This window comes from Falsihalocynthiibacter sp. SS001 (assembly GCF_042445055.1).
In the GTDB taxonomy this organism is placed as follows: domain Bacteria; phylum Pseudomonadota; class Alphaproteobacteria; order Rhodobacterales; family Rhodobacteraceae; genus Falsihalocynthiibacter.
Genome location: NZ_CP170339.1, coordinates 2,607,045 through 2,626,280 on the forward strand (window position 1 = coordinate 2,607,045; position 19,236 = coordinate 2,626,280).

Genomic DNA, 19,236 nt, shown 5'->3' on the forward strand with positions numbered 1-19,236 from the left:
AATAAGGTCCCCATTCCCAATGTGAGTATCGAGCGATGTCATTTCAAACTGTCGAACTCATCGGTTTTGCGGCCTCGGCGCTGGTATTCCTGACATTTTGCATGCAGACGCTCCTGCCGCTTCGGATGATCGCGGCGGCTTCGAACATCCTCTTTATCATCTATGCCGTTGTCGCTGGGTTGACCCCCATTCTTGTTCTGCACGGATTGCTATTTCCGGTAAACATCTGGCGCCTGCTACAGCAGCTCAAGGTCCGGCGCAGGATCGCCAGCACCTTCAACCATCCGCCCGAAGTCGGCATTCTGATGCCGTTTATGACGCTTGAGAAATTTGAGGCTGGGTCAAAAATATTTAGCAAAGGCGATCCAGCGGACCGTCTCTACGTAATAATCCAAGGCGAAGTCAGAGTTGAAGGCGTTGAACAAACGATCAAAGAGGGAGAAATTTTTGGAGAAATCGGCCTATTTTCGGGCGAAGGGCTCCGCACTGGAACGGTGAGCGCGGTCGGACAAGTTGAAGCAGCATGGATCAACCGACCAACAGTCATAAAGATATTTGAAGACCACCCAGATTTTGCGCTGGCGCTCACTATGCTTATTTCGTCACGCCTTGTTGAGAACCAGAATACCCTGCACAGTCAGTTGGCGACGAACATAACTGTCCCAACAAGCTCATGAAGGCGCAAGTATCACGTCGTTGATACCTGCACCGTCAAACTTATTGCTTTATCAGGTGCCCTGCCTGAACCGTCATCTCAACGCCCTTAAGGTCGAAGCTCTGTAGGTCAACGGCCTCGTCCTGTCGACCAGCAGCATTGAGCGCCGCTTCGCTTATCAAAACCTCACCAGCTTTTGCGGCATCGGAAAGCCGTGCGGCAACGTTCACATCATAACCGAAGGCGCTCACTTCTTGTAGATCATTGCCAACCGATGCAACGGTGCCCAGATAGGCCCGCCCTGAGTGCAAGGCGATGCCTACGGGCACGTTTTCGCCTTGGAAGGTCGCGTTTTTCAAAGCCTCGGTCATCTTAAATGCGCCGTCGACGGCCTTCTTCACATAGTCCTCGCCGCTGAATCCCGGTGGCCAAACGCCAATGATAGAGTCTCCCTGAAACTGAAGAACAAAGCCCTCTGACCTCCAAAGAACAGGGATGATCGTTTCGCGCATAAAAACGATCAACTCTTTGAATTCTTTGGGGGACATACGAGAGGAAATCTCGACCGAGCCGCGCAGATCACAGAACATGATCGCCAGATCAACCTCTGCTCCGCCCGGAAAGGCCTTTAGAAAACCATCACAAGCGTTACAGAATAGCGGGTTTCGCGACGATGCCTCTAGGCCCATTCGTTTGGTGATCCAGCCGCCAAAACCGTTTAATGGCGCATAGCACATCTTGCATCGCGTTCGACCCGGCAACAAAGTGAAGCGTCTTTGCTTCTTTGCTAAGACTGGATGTCCGATTTGGAAAACTTGATGCCAAAGCTCTTCGTTTCCCTCTTCACGGGCGAATTCGTCCAAATGTGGAATTGTGTTCATTTTTTGGGATCCTTTGGTGATGCGCTCATGATGAGCGACGGTTCGTCAAGCACTCCCGGGCTGTTACAGACGGCGGTCGCGGCCAAGAACGTAGGTCCAGCTTTGACTGTAAGAACCGGCCCCATGCCACGGTAGAGTACCGAGATTGTCTCCCCCGTCTTAAAGGGCACGTCAGTTGGAATAGTACGTTCTCCGGTTTCTGGATCGCAAAGTCGTAGATCAGGGACCGACACCACGATGCCCGCCTCAAGGAGCGGCTTGTCCAGCCATGGCGGCGCTTCTGCTAGACTCATGGTGTGATCGTAGTCGGGGCCAAACATTGGCACCTCAAACTTGCCCGAGCACAACGATGCGGTCTGCAAATTGGTCATATGGGCCTCTTCCCCCTCCCCCCAAAGCAGATAGGTCGCATAGTCTGGCTGCTTCAGATGATGGGAAAACGGCCGATAAGTCACGATGCGCTGAACACGCACCTCAATATCCGCGATGATTGGTTTTAGGCGTTTCTTATCCCACGGGAAAAAGTGCGGGTTCGCTTCTTCCTCTTCTGTGAATTCCGGCAGCCCCTGAAAGATATTCGCTTTGAACGTCGGGCGCCGACCCGCGGGAATATCAGGGATCACAAACAGAGCAGAATCCGCATCATCATTGCAAAGAATGAACGTATCAAGCGGATACATCTCGCGCGCCTCATCGTAGGCTGACTTTGCCTCTGGCGGCAGTTCGAGCTTGATAACAAGCTGATACTTATGCTCTTCGTGATGATATTGGGTCATGTGAACCCCGAACACGTCCTTATCGCCAACCAAAATCAAGGCATGTTGATGCGGGTGATTTGAGACGAAATTTGATGGCCTCTTTGTAGTCATATTATCCATGTGCGGCATCCTTTCAGAGCATACTTGGGGTGAAAGCGTTAGCTTGGGTCCGACAGGCCGTTCTTGCGCCGTAGGTCCGCTGCTAGCTTTTTGGCTTTGTCCTTCAGGGTCTTGGCAAGCATAGGAGTGAGATCACCATCAGCGGTGGATGTCATGAAGGGGTTTTGCTGGGTCGAGGTCAGAAACTTAACATCCATTCCTGCGACAGGATCGACGCCACAACGCTTCGCAAAATGATCTACGAACTCTTGGCCGTAAGTGCTCGGGCCAAACTGGGATGATGTCACGAACAGCGGCGCTTTGGGGACGTTATCGTTGCCGAACTCCTGTACCGACAGTTCGCTGAACAGCGCGGCGTTCAAGTCATTCATCAAACCAAGGTCGCGGTTGATGCCCTCGCCAGTTTTAAAATTAATCGTATAGGCGCAGATTGTCTGATCCGAACCGAGGCGCTTGAATAAATCCATCAGTTCGGGATCGTGGAAAAGCTTCTCAACCAGCGCGTCATCTTCTAGGGGGACAATTTGCCGAGCAATATAGTCGCGTTGCTGCGCAATCTCATATCGATTGCCGCCATCACGTTCTGCCGGAAGTCTTTGAAATGGCGTCAGCGTTACTTCGTCATCCGATGCGAACTCGGCCAAAAGCGCGCAATAGAACCGCTTTGAATTGAACATACATTTGGCCAGCAGTCGTCCATATCCCGTTTTGTCGGCTGGAATGACTGCATGGGAAAGATAGACAGCGGCGGCTACTGCACCGGGTTTTGAGCCTTCAATTCCGTAGACACCGACGCTCGGAACTGTGCCGCCGTGAAACACAACGGGGGCAGTAAAGGCGACAACATCGCGCATCGCGCCATTGCGATAAACGAGTGATCCGACAGCATATGGGATGAAACCAGCCTTGTGCGGATCGACCGTGATCGTATCGCACCGCGCGAAGGCTTCATATTGTTTGGTTACATAGTCTCCCATCATCATGCCGGGCGACATTCCAAGATCGTGAGCAAAATATGGATCGTCTAGTTCAGGCCGCTCCTGCGCACCGCGATTTGCTTCTTGAACGCCAAAGTGCCGCGACATAAGTTGTGCTTCTTCATCGCTACCTTCAAGGCCAAGAGATGCGATATCGCTCTCAAGCTTGGAAGGGCGCAACATTGATGCAAAGTAGCCACCCCAAGCCGCATCCGCATGAAGCGAGAACTCAAGCCCCAATTGGCGGTACTCGTCACGAATATCTGCAATATCGGATAGCGGATCCACTGCGCTTTCTTCTGTTGTTCCCATGACGGCAACGACCTGAAGAACGGGGCGCTTCTCGGCAAGGCAACGATCAAGTTGGCGCCTAAGATCGACCGTATCCATTCGCCCATCGAGGTCCACGCGAACATCCCGCACGCTGGACCGCCCAAGGCCAACAAGCGATGCACCTTTGGGCCAAGAATAATGCGCCGTTGCAGGCACCAAAATAACCGGAGCAGGTACGTCCGGCATATAACGGCGCGAAAAATCAATCATGCCGAGATCAGCGATTGTCCTACCCGATAGGCTCGCAGCAAGCGCATCTGCATCTATCCCTGCCGAAGCGGTCACGCGCACCAGCAAGCCAATTGCTTCATCAATCGGCAGATTCAAAAGCTCCCAGCTCGTCAAATCAATCAAGGCCCTGCGCTTACCTTCGAGCGTCAAAACCGTGACGTTACGTGCATCCGCAAGCGTAGGATCATGTCGAATGGCATCAACCAACACCAAAGGTAAATATTTCAGGTTGCGCACCGCCCAGATAGACTCTGCATTGGCAACCGATCCGTCGCAAGTAAGATGCCCCCAAGGTCGCGGCAAATCGCTCTCGTCCTCCGGGTCCCTGTAGCCCAACATGCGGCAAATATCGTCACATACAGCCATCTCAAGAAGCGTTGTGACTGGAGAGGCCTCTGTCGCGACATTGTTCTGATTATAGAGCAATCCCGCCATATATCCGACGAGCGACGGAAGCGTTGTGTCCCAATACATGTGGGACTGATTTCGATAGCTGGAAAGCGGAATGGAGGATCGTAAATGTGCAAGGACTTCGGAAAGTCTCTCTTCCATTAAGTCTGTCGACCGCTGGTAAGCAGGGTTTTCATCGCTGATAACGCTGGGGGGGGCCATTTGTGGATCATCAGGCTGATAGGTTCGGCGCGCTTCAAGGTTTGCTGAAATCGCTTGGTCCAACAATTTTCGAAAGACCGCTTCGTTCTCACCTTTCGGGCCCAAAAACCAAGCTGCTGGAGTGCCTACGGGTACTGGCTTGTTGAGGCTAAGTTTATCGGGATGACGCCGACGAAAGGCATCTACGGACTGGTGCAACTCGTTGCTACGATGTCGATTTATCATATGTGCATCTCCTTCGGCCTAAAATTGGTTTGTCCTAAATCGCTCTGAGTAGAAACGAACTCTGATCAAATATTTGCGTCGGCTTCATGATTGTGAATCTGCGGTGCGCTTAAAGGTTCGGCGGGTACAAACCCTAGAAACATTCCGTAGAAAGAAAGCTCTTTTTCAACCGAGTCGACAATTGACGATGCACGACCAAAACCGTGTCCCTCGCCTTCATAAAACTCAAATGCATGCGGCATTTTCCGAGCGTTCAATTCGTCAATCAGAACATGAGCCTGTTGCGGAGGTACGACCGGATCTTCGGTGCCTTGGAAAAGAATAATCGGGCAATCGATCTGTCCCACATGAAATAGCGGAGAGCGCGCACGGAAAAGCTTTGAGGCAATCGGGTAAGGGCCAAGCAGCAATTCGGCATAGCGCGCCTCAAGTTTGTCCGTGACCTTTGCGATCATCTCAAGGTTTGAGATACCATAATAGCTGGCCGCTGCTCCCAATTGATCCGTAAATGTCGCAAGGGCAAGAGTGGTGTAACCGCCTGAAGACCCTCCTCGAGACACAACCCTATAGGGGTCAACATGGCCACTCTGAACAAGAGCCTTAACCGCGCCTACACAATCTTCGACATCGACCTGACCCCAAGCGCCATACATAGCCCGTCTGAAGTTTCTGCCAAAACCTGTACTTCCCCGATAATTAACGTCCACCACCGCAAACCCGCGAGAAGTAAAAAATGGGATCGTCATATCAAGCCCAGCACTTGCAGGCGCCGTAGGTCCACCATGAATAAGGATCATCAGCGGAGGCTTTTCTCCTTCAGGCGCTTTGAAATTGGGGTTCTTGGGCGCATAGTAAAATGCGTGGGCTTGCGCTTCGCCATCCGGACCGCTGGGAAATGTAATCAGCTGAGGCTCTGCGATACAGGCGCGTACTTCGTCCTTTATCGGCGGCGCTGTGCTTCGGATAAGCTCGATTTCGTTGGTCGCGAGGTCCATCCGATAGATCGCGGAGGGATTGGTAAATGAACCCGCCAGAAATACGGCATACCCGCTGGCCACATTTAAATGCTGGATCGAAGAAAACTTGGTTTCGATCTCGCTGACTGCGCCGGATGCCACATCAACGCTGACAAGCGACCAAGCACCGTTTCGCGTAACACATGCGATAATTCGGTCAGGTGAAGCAAACCCAAACGAGGCCCCTCCCAACCGCCATGCAGGCGCAGCAAATTCCGCCGTTTCGCGCGTTACAGCTTCAAGAGTATCACCTTCGACTTTGCAGATGTTTGCCCAATGATCTCCGTCGATTTTCACGCGATCCGAGATGACATATAACTGCCCATCGGGCGACCAAACGGGATTTACGATCGCTTCGTCGGAAAAACGCATGAGTTCGGCGAGGACGGGATTTGAAAGTTGGTCGATGTTCTCTGCTGGCGCACCCGCGATCATGCGGGGATCACGGGGCGCTCCAGATGGATCGATTTGAGCGATCCAAAGCTGCGTCCCCTCCCACGACATGGACGGGTAATTCCAAGTCATCCAGCAAAGCTGTGTCCCGTCAGGTGAAAGTCTGGGGCTGGCATAAAAGTCGCCGCCTTCTGCGATAATCCTCGGCGGCCGCTCTCCTGCCAAGTCCAATGCAACGAGTGATTGTGTGGGCTGCCCGTTTGTGATGACGTTTGTTTCTTCCATCACGGCGTAGACGACGCCATGTGCAGGATCGAGTTCGAAGTCCGCGTATGTTGCCGCAACAGAGGGTGTGATTGGTTTGGGAAGCTTACCGTCTGTACAAATATGAACCCGCTGGTCGCGTGTTTTTGGAAATGCCTCCGCCTGATATTGTGTGAAGGCCAGCACCCCTTCTTTCACGCCCAGCGCCCCACCTCCATATGAGTTAACGGTCGTACGGGCGCTAAACCACCGGGAGGTTGCGTCTTCTACCCCTCCGGCGGAAGTCCAGCGCATTATCGCACTACGCCCCGCTTCGTCGGGCCTACTCTCAACCCAAAAGATCGCATCACCGTCGAGGCATATCTTTTCAATCTTTCGAGTGCCCTCAGCAAGGGACGCAGGCGCGAGCGGCGAAACCCACTCGCCATACCGACGTGTCTGGACCTGTTCCAATAACTTGACCATTACTCCCCCCGAAGGCAGCATACTAATGCGGAAGATGACCCTACGGCAACATTTTTGTCTGACCAGCAGAAGCGAAAAGCAGCAAAATTTCATGTCTACTAAGGTCGCTGTGGGGCCTGTCAAACTAATTCGAACTCGTCTCTACTGGACCCGTAGAGATGACCTTTATACCGAACAAAGCTGGTGCCACTCGGCAAGAGCAGCGGTTCAGTTCAGCTCGAAATGATCTCGTTTCGAGGGGCGCGATCCTGAATGAAGTGCTTATTAATGGATGTATAGACGGAAACAAACTCCTGCAAACTACACATCCTGCGAAAGCGGTGCACTGCTCGTTCCCTTCGTCCAAAAGGGAGATAAGAATTTTCCGCTTGTTTTTCTTCCAGCGCTCGGTTGCCTGACTGGCAGCATTTCCGATGACGTTCACCTCGACGCCATATGAGCACGATTAACGGTAACCACTACCTCTCGCTGCCCATAGCGTTTCATCGCTTTCTTCACGAATTTGGGGGCCGCAGCCCGACGCCGGCGTTTCGGAACATAGCCTTCCATCACCTCGCCTTGGTGATCAAAATCACGCCATGGTTAGGGTCGCTTACCATTTATCTTCACAAAACCTCATCCAAACGCCTCTGCCAGTAACGCAGCATCCGATTTACACGTTTCCTGCAAATGTCAGTAGCAAACATCGGGCCAAATCAGTTCCACCAACACCGAATAGTTTTGCGGCTCTCGTCGATGCTGCGTACATGCAGCAAGTCTTCCACATTTCCGAGGGAGAAAGGAAATGGAATGCGGAACATGACAGCTAAGCGAATACTCTAAGGACTGGTTTCGAAGGAGCGCAAGGGAGAGCGTTTTATCATGCCCAATGCTAGTTAGTTGCCCAGCCCGCTCAAGACGGCTTTCTGTAACAACACCGTATTGCTTTCTACTCACGGGAAAACGGCATTATCCGCTCCGTAAACGCTCACCTTCGGCGCGGCAGACGTTATCAGCGACCTCAACAGTCATACCCTCTGGACGACCAATCGCCCTATCCCATACAACCAAATCTCTCCTATATAACTGACAGGTCACAAATCCCATTTGAGTCGAGACCTGTACAGGCGCACTCTCATAATTTTCTGGAGAGATACAGGCGGTTAGAGCTATCAATGCTGCGCCCAAGATGGGCAACTTGAAGATTAGTGGCATTTGTATTTCTCCTTTGATGGTTGTGTCAGACAAATTCGAGCTCGTCTCTACTTGCCCAATACCCCGACTCTTTATGCCGCACCATTCAGTAAGAGCAGCATCGTGTTTCAATTTGAATTCAACTCTTTGCGATAGGCTGCGGTCCTGATTGAAGTGGCTAAAATGGATACGTGAACGGAAGCAAATATCTGCAAACTTCGCATTCGGCGAAAGCGGCACATCGCTCACTCTCTTCGTTGGAACCGCAAGTGTGAGTTCTTAGAGCGATAGTTTTTCCAGCGTCCTGTTTCCTGTTTCGCCGCGTCGCCAATCATCTTCATTGCGGCGCCGTAATGGCGAAGCCTGTCGGTTACTAGGACCGCGGCTTTGCCATGACGCGTCATAGTTTTCTTAAGGATTTTCAATGCGACCTTGCGATTCCGACGTTTCTTAACGTAGGATATCAACCCTTCACCTTCGTGATCCACGGCACGCCATAGATAGTGCCATTCGTTGCTTATCTTCACAAGAACCTCGTCCATTTGCCATTGCCATTTCGAGTAACCCCGCATTCGGCTGCCCCCTAACAACGTATACCAGCTGCGACCTTTGGGCCAAATCGGTTCCGCCAGAAACGGACGGTTTCGAGGCTTATATCGATGCCCCGCTCGTGCAAAGGATCTTCTACAATTCAAAGCGAAGGTGAAAATCGAGCATAAATCACGACAGCTAACCGAGCAATCTCAGGATTGGTCTTGAAGTAGCAAAAGGCAAGCGTTTTGTCATTCGCCCAAGCTACGAACGATCCTCGTCTTCACAACTGGTCTATTCTGCCCCCCCTGCCAAGGCAGTTTCTTTAGGCTCGCATCGACATCTCAACCGTCAATCGGCTCGAAATCCGGCAGGGACCAAGTTTTGTCAAACCAAGGCTCGAGAGGGCCATACAGACGGAAGTAGACGAACCATCCATCATCTTCGACCATAGGCATATGGTTCTTTTCAAAGCCTTCTGGCGCGGATGGGCCGACAAAAAGATCAACGGATCCGTCATCGTTCACCACAAGATCATTCGGCTGTCTCTGCTCGCGCTTGCGAGTGTACCTACTCCGCTATCGTAGGGGCGACGAGTGTTCTCACTGTAAAGTGTCAGCGACCAGAACTGAGAGACCGGCGCATCAGCTGGAACATGAAGCCGGTACGTACGATTTGCACGGAGCAAATCGCCGTTCACGTCCCGCTTTGTGGTCATGTAAACCTGTCCCTTGCCGACCGAGGGGTTGACCGTACCTTGCGTACTCGTGACGGCCTCGTAAAACCACAGCGCACGTTCATCAAGTTCAACCTTCGTATCCGTAATTTTCTCAACACTGAAGTCAAAGCTCTTGTACCAGTTCGTCCCCTCCCAATGCGGCTCGGAAAAGCGCGGTTTGATCAGGCTGCTGCGTAGCATCAACTCCCCCAGGGAGGCACCCTCGGTCAGTATACGAGCCTGCCGCTCTGTAGCTTCAAACGGTTCCCCGAGCTCAATCCTCAGCGGTTCGAGCATTGCAATCCAGACCTTGTCCTGCTCGCGCACGCATTCCTAGTTCAGGATCTGGCGTAAAGTTTCGAAATAAGCTGCACCGCGCGGTGCAGTTGCGGACCAAGCAATGTCGGCCCCAGCTGAAACATCAAGCGTGACAGGTTCCCCGCCCACTGGCGCAACTGACAGTTCATCGCCAAAACGGGCGCCGATCTCTGGCGACTTATCAAGCAAACGCATGCCAAGCATGATATTGTTCGTCGGTAACTGGATGACGAAATCCGCCTGTCCTGCTTACACGCTTGGATCGTCACTTGGCCCGACTACGATAAAGGTAGCGCCATCGCCCTCATCTGGTCCCGTTAGCCTCAGATCAGCGAACGGGCGTTGCCACATGTCCAGAATTGCACCTGCGGACGGGCCCACTGGATAGTTGATGAACAGCGGATCGCCCTCCACGTTGTCGAAGTTGAAGATATATGGCGTCGTCAGGGTCGCCGTTACAATACCAAGTTTTTCGTTGTAGCTCTGCAAGACAACAAAACCGCCACGGCCTGAAATGCCGCAAGCCTTGGCCTGTTCATTTCGCCATGTAGTCATGCTGATCAGTGGGTGTGACCAAATATAGGCTTGTGCCGCACACTGAAGTTCAATCCCGTAGTAAAGTTACGTTCGACGGAATGCAACAATGCGGTGCCTTGCGAAACGTCTTGGGTCTGATCCAAAAAACTAAACTAATTCCCCAATTGCAGCGCTCAGCTCTCTTAAAGTCAAGGTTAACTTGTCTCAGATCATTTGGACGGGTGGTGGTTTCAGACCAATTCGAACTCGTCTCAGCTAGGCCAGTGAGGCTCCCCGTTATGTCGCGCAAAGACCGCACCACTCGATGTGGGCAACTGTGCAGTTTAGCTTGAATTGGTCTCTTTGGGAAAGGCTGCGATCATGTTTGGAGCGATTGAAAACGGATGCGAGAACGGAAACAAACCTCTGCAAACTACGCATCCTACGAAAGCGGTGCATCGCTCGTTCCCTTCGTCCAATAGGGAGATAAGAATTCTCCGTTCGGTTTTTCTTACAGCGCCCTGCTTCCTGTCTGTCTGCATTTCCGATAACTTTCATCGCCGCGCCATAGCAACGGAATTCGTCCGTGCCTATTGTCTCAGGCTGGCCGTACCATTTCATTGCTTTATTCATAATTTTAGGGGCCGCCGGCTGATCCTGGCGCTTCTTGACATAGCTTTCCAAGACCTCGCCTAGTGATCAACTGCACGTCATAAGTAACGTCGTTCGTCGTTAATCTTTACAAAAACCTCATACAGCCGCCACTACCATAGAGGCTAGGATCACACCGTTTCGTGGCTTACGTCGACGCCGCGTTGATGCAGCAAGTCTTCCACATTTCAGCGGGATAGCGGAAACCTGACATACATCATCACTGCAAGGCGAATTATCTCTGGACTCGTTCTGAAATAGTGTAAGGGAGAGCGTTTTATTATCGCTCAATGCTATTGAGTTACCCGACCCCGCTCAAGCCGGATTCCTCTGACAACGCCATGCGTAGGCACGTTTCTTGATTTGTTCTACTTAGGTGTTTGAGCATCTTGACCATGTTGTTCGAGTGGAAGGACACCATTGATACGCCACTCTGAGCCGATCAAAATCATCTCATAAGCGAAGGAATATGACTCACCTTGTTCTCCACTCAAACGCACGACTTGCCAAGCTAGCGGAAGCCGCATCCGTTCTTTTACAAATTCAACCTGTTTGGCCGTCATTAAGATAGGAAAGGCTTCACGGATCATACGCACAAAGTTCGAAGAGTTTAGGATACGTCTCTGGATTGCGGGGGAGCTAAATTGGAAAGCTAGGTCGAAGTTTTCGGATCTAAGTGCTTGGATTTGATTAGAAATCACATTTTCTACTGGGTTATCTTGTGCCTGAGTGGCATGAATAAAAATCGGGCAAAGTGCACCTGCTTTCACAAACATCGACATCGAAATTCTCCATTTACTTTCGCTTTCTCTTCCCTAATCCGCCTTACACCGCTCCGCCCTCTGAAACATAATTAGAGTTACGAACAGCGCTCCGATCATCAGAATATGGGCTGAGGCAGTAATCCCAAAAACGAAGTAACTGCCTATTGATATCGAAAACACCGCGCTCCACATCCAAGCGAGCATTTGCATGATCATGTGCGCAGTTGTAAGCGGATAGTTGCGAAGAGGGTTTTTGTTTTCGTCCATGACGCTGGACCAAGCTGTCTTCAAATCAAAGGCTGCCATTTTGATTTCCTTTTAAATTGAGGTAATCGCAGTACGATCCCAGGGAATAAGTTTGACGGTGTAATTAGGTACTGACCGACGGGGGTGAAGTCCGCTCAGTCAAGGAGTTGTTTTCTGTCCGTGCTGGCCACGGCATCTACACGCGTTTCTACCACTTCGATTTGGCAACTGCGCCTGCGGGCATCAATGCGCTTCCAACATTGATCCAGCCGCCTTTAGACGTACCCTTAAGCGTCCGTGCAACAAATGCACAAGGCTAGCCGAATAGAGTTGCAGGAGCAGCTGATTCAATTTATTTGCGCTCTCTAACTACCCATATTTAGAGAATCCAGCCGATGAACTTACGACTGAGCCTCCTATTCAGGGGGTGGCCGTTTCATTTGTGTTCGTTTCTCAGGTTAAGTAGCCCGCAAGCTGGTTCAGGGGGTCGATAACGGGGATTACGGCAGCAGGACACTGTCGATGACGTGAATGACTCCGTTTGATCCTACGATGTCAGCAGTAATCACCTTGGATTTGTTAACGTAGACCGAACCGTTTTTCACACTGATCTGGACATCTTTTCCGTTTACGGTTGTTGCGCGATCAAGGTTCACAACGTCGGCCGCCAATACTTTTCCAGCAATAACGTGATAAGTTAGAATGCTTCGAAGAGTTTCCAGGTTTTCCGGCTCGAGCAGGCTTGCAACTGTGCCATCTGGCAATTTGTCAAAAGCTGCGTTGGTTGGTGCAAAGACCGTAAACGGGCCGTCACTCTTAAGAGTTTCTACCAGACCAGCAGCTCCCACTGCAGCAACCAATGTCGTGAAGTTTTCGTTACCAACGGCGATATCGACGATGTCAGGCTCTGAAGACATATTGGCACATGCACTGAGGGTAATTGCGCTCGCCGTCGCTGCTGCGGCAATAAAAGTTCTGCGTATCATCGAGGTAATCCTTTTTTGGTTTCGTCTTGAATTTGGGTTGATAGAGGCCTCGGGTATCCGTGTGTGGCACCCGAGGCCCAGAATTCCTAGCCTTGCGGCAGGATGACCGCGTCGATCACGTGGATCACGCCATTGGTTGCCTCGATATCGGCAGCAACAACATTAGCACCATCAACCATAACGCCATTATCCAGATCTATGGTCACTGAGTCCCCTTGCACCGTTGCCGCCGTCATGTCGTCCTGGAGATCAGTAGACATCACTTTTCCGGGAACCACATGGTAGGTCAGAACAGCGATCAACTGATCCTTGTTCTCTGGAAGTAGAAGTTTCTCGACAGTGCCTTCTGGAAGTGCCGCAAAGGCTTCATCGGTTGGAGCGAAGACAGTAAATGGACCTTCGCTCTGGAGTGTTTCGACAAGATCGGCGGCGCCAACGGCGGCTACCAAGGTGTTAAAGGTTCCCGCGTTTACCGCGGTGTCTACAATATCGCCGTCTGCAGCGAGTGCAGATGAAGCGATTGAGCTTAGCGCAAAAACTGCCGCCGTTACAAATTTGAAAGACATATCTAATTCCTTTTCTAATTCTGTTGCGTGCAGCGTTGTTGCTGCTGTATATCTTCATGAGAGGAAAAAATTGTTCATGCAATGCAAATTTGCACTAAAAGAACAATAATTTCACAAAAGGAAAAAATGGCTGGCAAAATTGCGCCAAGGGAAAAATGCGAGGCGAAAATGTTATCTGAAGCACTTTCAAAAAGTTTGGACAACTACCGAATCGGGCAAAAGATTCGGACCCTGCGAACTTCAAAATCGCTTGGTTTGGCCCAATTAGGTGATCACACAGGGCTTTCGGCTGGAATGCTGTCCAAGATTGAACGGGGTCAAGTAATTCCAACGCTACCTACCCTAATGCGGATCGCACTGGTCTTTGGGGTTGGCTTGGATCATTTCTTTGATGACGGTGAAGCGCCAGTACTGGAGGTCATTCGATCCAAGAACCGTTTGAAATTACCAGACACTAAAGAGCGGATGCCAAGCTACTACTTTGAGAGCTTAGACTATCCTGTCAACGACAGGCCGATTGATGCATATCTATCTGAGTTCGTCCCGCGCGCACCACAATCAGAACCGCATGAACATGACGGAATAGAACTAGTGTACGTAATCTCCGGATCGATTGAGATCCAAATACATGGCGCGGTTCATAAACTTGAACCCAAAGACTCAATGTACTTCGATGCAAGGCACCCACATTCCTATAAGTGCATCTCAGATGATAGAGCGACAGCCATCATTGTCGCAGCAAGAGAGCGCGGCTGATACCTCCAGCTGGAACACCGAAGATTTGACACAAGGTACATTGGGGCGTTAGACGAATTCGAACTCGTCTCAGCGAGGTTAAGAAAACCTCCCTCCCGCTTCATGCATGTTCTCTCTGACAATGCCGTTTTCTTTTCCTTGAGACGATGACAGCGGGCACTATTAGTTGGATAGAACCCTTGTGCCACCTGTCTCTCATTCAACATTCTAGTTCAATCTACTTTTGCGCAGCGCTGCTGTCACTCGATTACTTAACTCGACATGTCTTTCATCGCGGTCAGTGTATGGTCCAATCCGGATCGAATGTGACCTTCCAAAACGATTTTGGCTTTCGCCACGTCGCGGGCCAGAGCAGCGTTCAACATGGCTGTGTGTTCGGCAATCGCGGATGCGCCGCGGTGGGTTAATACCAGCAACTGGTAGCGCAGGTATTTATCAAAAATCGTACAATGCAAAGCCAGCAGGTTTTCCGAGTTACAGGCTTGAATGAGAGCTTGGTGAAATTCCCAGTCATAGCGTTTCCAGAGTTCTTTCTGGCTTTGATCACCAGTAAGCATTTTCTGTTCGAATAAATGCAGTTTGTGATGCGCGGCGACCAGGTTGCCTTACCAGTCCGCATCGCCGGAGTCGATGGACGTCTCAAGCGCTGAACATTCTAGCAATATTCGAAGCTGAGCAATTTCTATAAGATCCGAGGCCGACACGGGGCGCACGAAAAAGCCGCGCTGCTCAGCCGCTAGTACAAATCCTTCACTGGCCAATCGGTTTAGCGTTTCTCGCAAAGTCGACACACTGGCCTCATAACGGTCACGCAAGCCGTCAAGCTTGAGTTTCGCGCCGGGCACAAGTTCACCAAAGATGATGTCCTGCTTGATCCGCTCGTAGGTGCTGAATCCGACCGTGGGAGTGGGTTGAGGCATGTAGAGACTTTTATTGTTACGTCGTCTTTCGGATGATAACACAAGCTTCCGATATTCCTCAATATCACGTGGAATAGGTTAAATCTAAAAGTATCATATATTATTGCGAATATCGTTATCTCTGCTAGCGTGGTCGAGGTGTGATGCGAGAGGGCCAAATGGGTCAGCCAAAGAGAATAGCGGTTGTGGGTGCGGGGCTTATGGGGCGGCGTCATGTTGCTGCTATGAGCCATGTAAATGGCGTCGAATTGGCCGCCGTGGTCGAACCCAGCCCGACAGATCACACTGTGCCTGTCTTCGGATCATTAGACGACATGTTTGAGGCGGTGAATGTCGACGGAGTGATCCTGTCGACGCCCACGTTGAGGCATGTTGATGACGGCATGGCGTGTGTAGATCGCGGCGTGCCCGTGCTGATTGAAAAACCTCTGGCTGCCTCTTCCGATGATGCCCAACGATTAATCAATCGCGCCCGTGAAAGGGATGTGCCAATCTTGGTCGGACATCATCGACGCCATAATCCGATCATTCAAGAGACCGCAAAGCTCATTAAGGAGGGCGCAATCGGGCAAGTGCGCGCGGCGCATGTGACCTGCTGGTTTTACAAGCCTGACGACTATTTCGAAGTCGCACCTTGGCGCAAACAGACGGGCGCGGGTCCGATCTCTGTCAATCTAGTGCATGACGTTGATCTGATGCGCCACTTTCTGGGCGAGGTCGTCACAGTACAGGCACAGATGGCCCCGTCTGTGCGCGGATTCGAAAACGAGGACCTTGCAGCCGCAGTGTTGCGCTTTGAAAGCGGGACTGTTTGCACCATCACAGTTTCCGACAGTATCGTATCGCCATGGAGCTGGGAGCTAACGTCGCGAGAGTACCCGATTTATCCGACGACCAACGAATCCTGTTATCTTATCGGAGGGTCCAAAGGGGCCTTGTCGATTCCCGATATGCGGCTTTGGCAGCACGAGGGTGACACTAGCTGGTGGAATCCGATCATGGCGTCGGTCATGCCGGTCAGTGCATCTGATCCCCTGATCAACCAAATCGCCCATTTCGAAGAAGTCATTCGCGGAACACTGCCTCCGCTGGTCTCGGGCGAAGAAGGCTTGAAAACATTGCGCGTTATCGAGGCCATTCAGAGGGCAGCGCAAACGCAAACACCGGTTCAGCTTGGGAAAGGCCTAGAGGAAAGTTCAGATATTGCGGAGTAGGGCGCTGTAAGCACGAATTCGAACTCGTCTCTACTAGGTCAGCCTCACTGCTCCTTATGTCGCACCGGGACCGCGCCACTCAGTAAGAGCAGCGTTGCGTTTCAGTTTGAAATGAACTCATTGCGATAGACTGCGATCCATATTGAAGTGGTTGAAAACGGATGCGCGAACGGAAACAAATTTCTGCAAACTTCGCATTCGGCGAAAGCGGTGCGTCGCTCGTTTCTTCGTCGAAACTCAAGTGTGAATTCTCAGCGTGATTGTTTTTCCAGCGTCCTATTTCCTGTTTCGCCGCGTTACCAATCACCTTCATCGCAGCGCCGTATGAGCGAAGTTTATCGGCAACTAGCACTTCGGATTTGCCATGACGTTTCATAGTTTTCTTGAGGAATTTCAATGCGGCCTTGCGATCCCAACGTTTCGTTACGTAGGATTCCAACACTTCTCCCTCGTGATCCACGGCCCGCCATAGATAGTGCAGTTCGCCGTTTATCTTCACAAAAACCTCGTCCAGGTGCCTTTGCCAATTTGAGTAACATCGCAACCGACTGACCCGTTTTCTACGGATCTCAGCTGCGAACATTGGTCCAAATCTGTTCCACCAGAAACGGACGGTTTCGTGGCTGACATCGATGCCTCGTTCATGCAAAAGATCTTCCACATTTCGAAGCGAAAGTGGAAATCGAACGTAGAGCATCACCGCTAAACGGATTACTTTCGGACTGGTTTTGAAATAGCGAAATGGAGAGCGTTTTGTCATCGGGCAAAACTACGAAACCGCCCTACTCTTCACAAGCGAGTTTCTGCTGACACCACCCCACTAACCTTAAGCTCTAATGATTAGCTTTGCGGCGAACTTAAATTCAGCTTCGCGAGGTTTGTCACTCGTCACTAGACTAATTGCGCATTCTGCGAGTTCATCCACAGGCACACGAATTGAGCAAAGACCGCGGCCAATCCAAGAGTAATAATCTGGATCTCCATAGCCGACAAAAGCCAATCGAGAATTGAGCGTTTCTGTCTGGATTGCAGCCTTAAGCGCGCCCTCGGAAATTTCAAATCCTGCACAGATAATTGCGCTTGCGTCAGTTTCGGAAAGAATCTTTCTTGTTAATCTATTTCCCATGGAGATTGAGGGTGAATCTGTAAGTACAAGACGCCTATCTTCGACTATCCCAGCCTGCTTTAAGCCAGACCTATATGCATCAAGCCTATGCCGACCAGAAGAAAGCGTTACTGGAGCTCCAAGATATGCAATTCTTCTGTGACCCGTTCTATGAAGATGCAAAACAGCATCCCTTATTGCGAGGGCATCGTCCACCAAAACTGCGGGCGTATTGGGGCTCGTTTGCCGTTTACGGATAAGCTGAATTTCATCTAGTCCAACATCAGTGATCTGATCCAACTCTTTAGGTTCTGGAGTAGGCACCGTAATTACCGCGCGCGCCTGAATTTCTCGCAATCGTGAAATGCAGTGGCGCTCTATCTGATGATCATCTTTTGTCAGATGGATTATCAGCTGAAGTCCTGCGGCCTCACATTCTTCTGCAAGTTTGTTAGCAAAACGCGCATAGAAATCATTCCTTATATTGGGAACGAGCAGCCCAATTATTGGGCTCACATTGCCACGCATCGTGCCTGCCGCGGCACTTCGAACGTAACCGACATCTTGAGCATGGCGACGTACGGCCTCGCGGGTTTCTTTCTGAACATTCGGATTATCAGTCAAAGCACGCGATACCGTCATATGCGATATGCCAAGATCTTTGGCGATGGACTTTATTGTAACCCGTTTGGACATCAATGATCCTGCTTTGCACTGCCAATCCCATACAATAACTCGTCGTTGACAACTTTGGCAATTACATTGATTGTTCACGTTAACAATTGAAGAAACTGTAATTCGACCGCTATATTGGACGAACGATGCCGCGCACTTGTGAGTGAACTAGATCTTGGTCACATTGATGACCTATCTGAGATAACTCCATTAACTGGAGGAGTGGCATCTGTCATTGCGAAATTCCAATCAAGGGATACTGTGATTTGCGCGAAATTCGCGCTCGACAAACTCCGCGTCAAAGAAAAATAGCATGCCCCTGTACACCGCAATGCCGCCGAGTACGCATGGCTTGATTTCGCGGCGCAGACTTGTCCAGACGGTGCCGTACAGCTTTACGGGCGCTCCGAATCACAGCATGGTTTCGCAATGGAGTTCATTGATGACTCAGATGTTTACCGCTGGAAAGATGCGCTCCTCTCAGAAGCTCCCGATTGCGGGGAAGCGGCTCGTGTTGGTGATCTACATGGAAGACTTCAGGCGGCCTCTGCATTATCTGATTTTGATACAACTCCTTTCCAAAACCGTGACGATTTTTTGCATTACGCATCGAACCTTATCTCATTCTTACTGCCGAACAGCATAAGGAAGTGCATACCCAGCTAACCGAATTGGCGGAAATGCTATGTTTTGCTAACAACGTGCTTCTCCATGGCGATGTCAGCCCCAAGAACATCCTATTTCACGCGACGGGCCCAGTATTTCTAGATGCAGAATGTGCGACCATGGGGGATGCGAGTTTTGATCCAGCTTTTTGTCTCAACCACTTGGTGCTAAAGGCGATCCACCTACCCACAGCGCGTGAGCGACTACTTAATAATATTACTGCCTTTTTTTCCGCTTATTCTAAACATTTAAACTTCGGAAATTCCTTGGAAATTGAAGTAAGGGTTGCACGATTGCTTCCCGCATTGATGCTTGCTCGGGTCGATGGGAAATCGCCTGTCGAATATCTCGCAGAAAAAGACCGCAAAGCTGTACGTAAATTGGCAACGGAACTAATCTTGTCGCCTGAAACAACAATTGCTTCGGTTGTATCGCGTATCGGAGATCGACTGGTCTAGACCCAGCCAGTACCTCCTCAATCACTGCTTTTGCAGTCAACAC

General features: G+C 50.8%; 18 protein-coding genes and 4 pseudogenes. 4 read left to right on the forward strand and 18 right to left on the reverse strand.

The features are described 5' to 3' along the window. Positions 1-35 precede the first annotated feature (35 nt). Positions 36-677 (forward strand): cyclic nucleotide-binding domain-containing protein, encoded by a 642-nt coding sequence (locus tag ACFE33_RS12475; RefSeq protein WP_380053942.1) that lies wholly within the window; start codon positions 36-38, stop codon positions 675-677. A 40-nt stretch (positions 678-717) separates the two neighbouring features. Here ACFE33_RS12475 and ACFE33_RS12480 read toward each other — a convergent pair whose 3' ends face one another. From ACFE33_RS12480 to ACFE33_RS12550, 15 genes and pseudogenes are all read right to left on the reverse strand, one after another. Beyond that, entirely contained in the window at positions 718-1,536 is an 819-nt protein-coding gene (locus tag ACFE33_RS12480) for an adenylate/guanylate cyclase domain-containing protein (RefSeq protein WP_380053945.1), read from the reverse strand. After that, on the reverse strand, positions 1,533-2,312 hold the full coding sequence (locus tag ACFE33_RS12485; protein ID WP_380053947.1) for a hypothetical protein: 780 nt from the start codon (positions 2,310-2,312) through the stop codon (positions 1,533-1,535). The genes ACFE33_RS12480 and ACFE33_RS12485 overlap by 4 nt, the downstream gene beginning before the upstream one ends. 140 nt (positions 2,313-2,452) lie before the next feature. Next, positions 2,453-4,792, reverse strand: a complete 2,340-nt coding sequence (locus ACFE33_RS12490) for a pyridoxal-dependent decarboxylase (RefSeq protein WP_380053950.1) — start codon at positions 4,790-4,792, stop codon at positions 2,453-2,455. Between the two features lie 65 nt (positions 4,793-4,857). Continuing rightward, positions 4,858-6,930 carry a S9 family peptidase gene (locus tag ACFE33_RS12495; RefSeq protein ID WP_380053952.1) on the reverse strand — a complete coding sequence of 691 codons (2,073 nt, stop codon included), beginning with the start codon at positions 6,928-6,930 and terminating at the stop codon, positions 4,858-4,860. A gap of 420 nt (positions 6,931-7,350) precedes the next feature. Further along, a complete protein-coding gene (locus tag ACFE33_RS12500; protein WP_380053954.1) occupies positions 7,351-7,479 on the reverse strand; it encodes a hypothetical protein in 129 nt (42 codons plus the stop codon). A gap of 399 nt (positions 7,480-7,878) precedes the next feature. Then, positions 7,879-8,124 carry a hypothetical protein gene (locus ACFE33_RS12505; protein ID WP_380053956.1) on the reverse strand — a complete coding sequence of 82 codons (246 nt, stop codon included), beginning with the start codon at positions 8,122-8,124 and terminating at the stop codon, positions 7,879-7,881. 224 nt (positions 8,125-8,348) lie between these two features. Beyond that, positions 8,349-8,675: a DDE-type integrase/transposase/recombinase gene (locus tag ACFE33_RS12510; protein WP_380053959.1), complete on the reverse strand. Its 327-nt coding sequence runs from the start codon at positions 8,673-8,675 to the stop codon at positions 8,349-8,351. A 303-nt stretch (positions 8,676-8,978) separates the two neighbouring features. After that, a pseudogene (locus ACFE33_RS12515) lies at positions 8,979-9,649 on the reverse strand (DUF1214 domain-containing protein). A 36-nt stretch (positions 9,650-9,685) separates the two neighbouring features. Continuing rightward, positions 9,686-9,874 (reverse strand): hypothetical protein, encoded by a 189-nt coding sequence (locus tag ACFE33_RS12520; RefSeq protein ID WP_380053960.1) that lies wholly within the window; start codon positions 9,872-9,874, stop codon positions 9,686-9,688. A gap of 45 nt (positions 9,875-9,919) precedes the next feature. Further along, positions 9,920-10,225 (reverse strand): DUF1254 domain-containing protein, encoded by a 306-nt coding sequence (locus ACFE33_RS12525; RefSeq protein ID WP_380053963.1) that lies wholly within the window; start codon positions 10,223-10,225, stop codon positions 9,920-9,922. A gap of 258 nt (positions 10,226-10,483) precedes the next feature. Next, positions 10,484-11,121, reverse strand: a pseudogene (locus ACFE33_RS12530) (transposase). Positions 11,122-11,205: 84 nt separating this feature from the next. Then, positions 11,206-11,619 (reverse strand): DUF4864 domain-containing protein, encoded by a 414-nt coding sequence (locus ACFE33_RS12535; protein ID WP_380053965.1) that lies wholly within the window; start codon positions 11,617-11,619, stop codon positions 11,206-11,208. Positions 11,620-11,652: 33 nt separating this feature from the next. Beyond that, the gene (locus ACFE33_RS12540) at positions 11,653-11,907 is read right to left on the reverse strand and encodes a hypothetical protein (RefSeq protein ID WP_380053967.1); all 255 of its coding nucleotides are present in this window, start codon (positions 11,905-11,907) and stop codon (positions 11,653-11,655) included. A gap of 440 nt (positions 11,908-12,347) precedes the next feature. Next, the gene (locus ACFE33_RS12545) at positions 12,348-12,833 is read right to left on the reverse strand and encodes a fasciclin domain-containing protein (RefSeq protein ID WP_380053969.1); all 486 of its coding nucleotides are present in this window, start codon (positions 12,831-12,833) and stop codon (positions 12,348-12,350) included. Between the two features lie 86 nt (positions 12,834-12,919). After that, positions 12,920-13,399, reverse strand: coding sequence for a fasciclin domain-containing protein (locus ACFE33_RS12550; protein ID WP_380053972.1), 480 nt, complete (start codon positions 13,397-13,399; stop codon positions 12,920-12,922). 126 nt (positions 13,400-13,525) lie between these two features. Here ACFE33_RS12550 and ACFE33_RS12555 point away from each other — a divergent pair, with 126 nt between their 5' ends. Further along, positions 13,526-14,155, forward strand: coding sequence for a helix-turn-helix domain-containing protein (locus ACFE33_RS12555; protein WP_380053974.1), 630 nt, complete (start codon positions 13,526-13,528; stop codon positions 14,153-14,155). Between the two features lie 251 nt (positions 14,156-14,406). On the opposite strand, the pseudogene ACFE33_RS12560 reads toward ACFE33_RS12555, so the two are convergent. Further along, positions 14,407-15,075: pseudogene (locus ACFE33_RS12560) on the reverse strand (GntR family transcriptional regulator). Positions 15,076-15,233: 158 nt separating this feature from the next. On the opposite strand from ACFE33_RS12560, the gene ACFE33_RS12565 reads away from it, so the two are divergent. Then, positions 15,234-16,289 (forward strand): Gfo/Idh/MocA family protein, encoded by a 1,056-nt coding sequence (locus tag ACFE33_RS12565; protein WP_380053976.1) that lies wholly within the window; start codon positions 15,234-15,236, stop codon positions 16,287-16,289. Between the two features lie 120 nt (positions 16,290-16,409). Here ACFE33_RS12565 and ACFE33_RS12570 read toward each other — a convergent pair. Next, positions 16,410-17,049 (reverse strand): annotated as a pseudogene (locus ACFE33_RS12570) (IS6 family transposase); the annotation flags it as partial. A 66-nt stretch (positions 17,050-17,115) separates the two neighbouring features. Further along, positions 17,116-18,090, reverse strand: coding sequence for a LacI family DNA-binding transcriptional regulator (locus ACFE33_RS12575; RefSeq protein WP_380053979.1), 975 nt, complete (start codon positions 18,088-18,090; stop codon positions 17,116-17,118). Between the two features lie 629 nt (positions 18,091-18,719). Between ACFE33_RS12575 and ACFE33_RS12580 the strand changes: the two genes are divergently transcribed. Then, entirely contained in the window at positions 18,720-19,193 is a 474-nt protein-coding gene (locus ACFE33_RS12580) for a phosphotransferase (protein ID WP_380053981.1), read from the forward strand. The last annotated feature ends 43 nt before the right edge of the window (positions 19,194-19,236 follow it).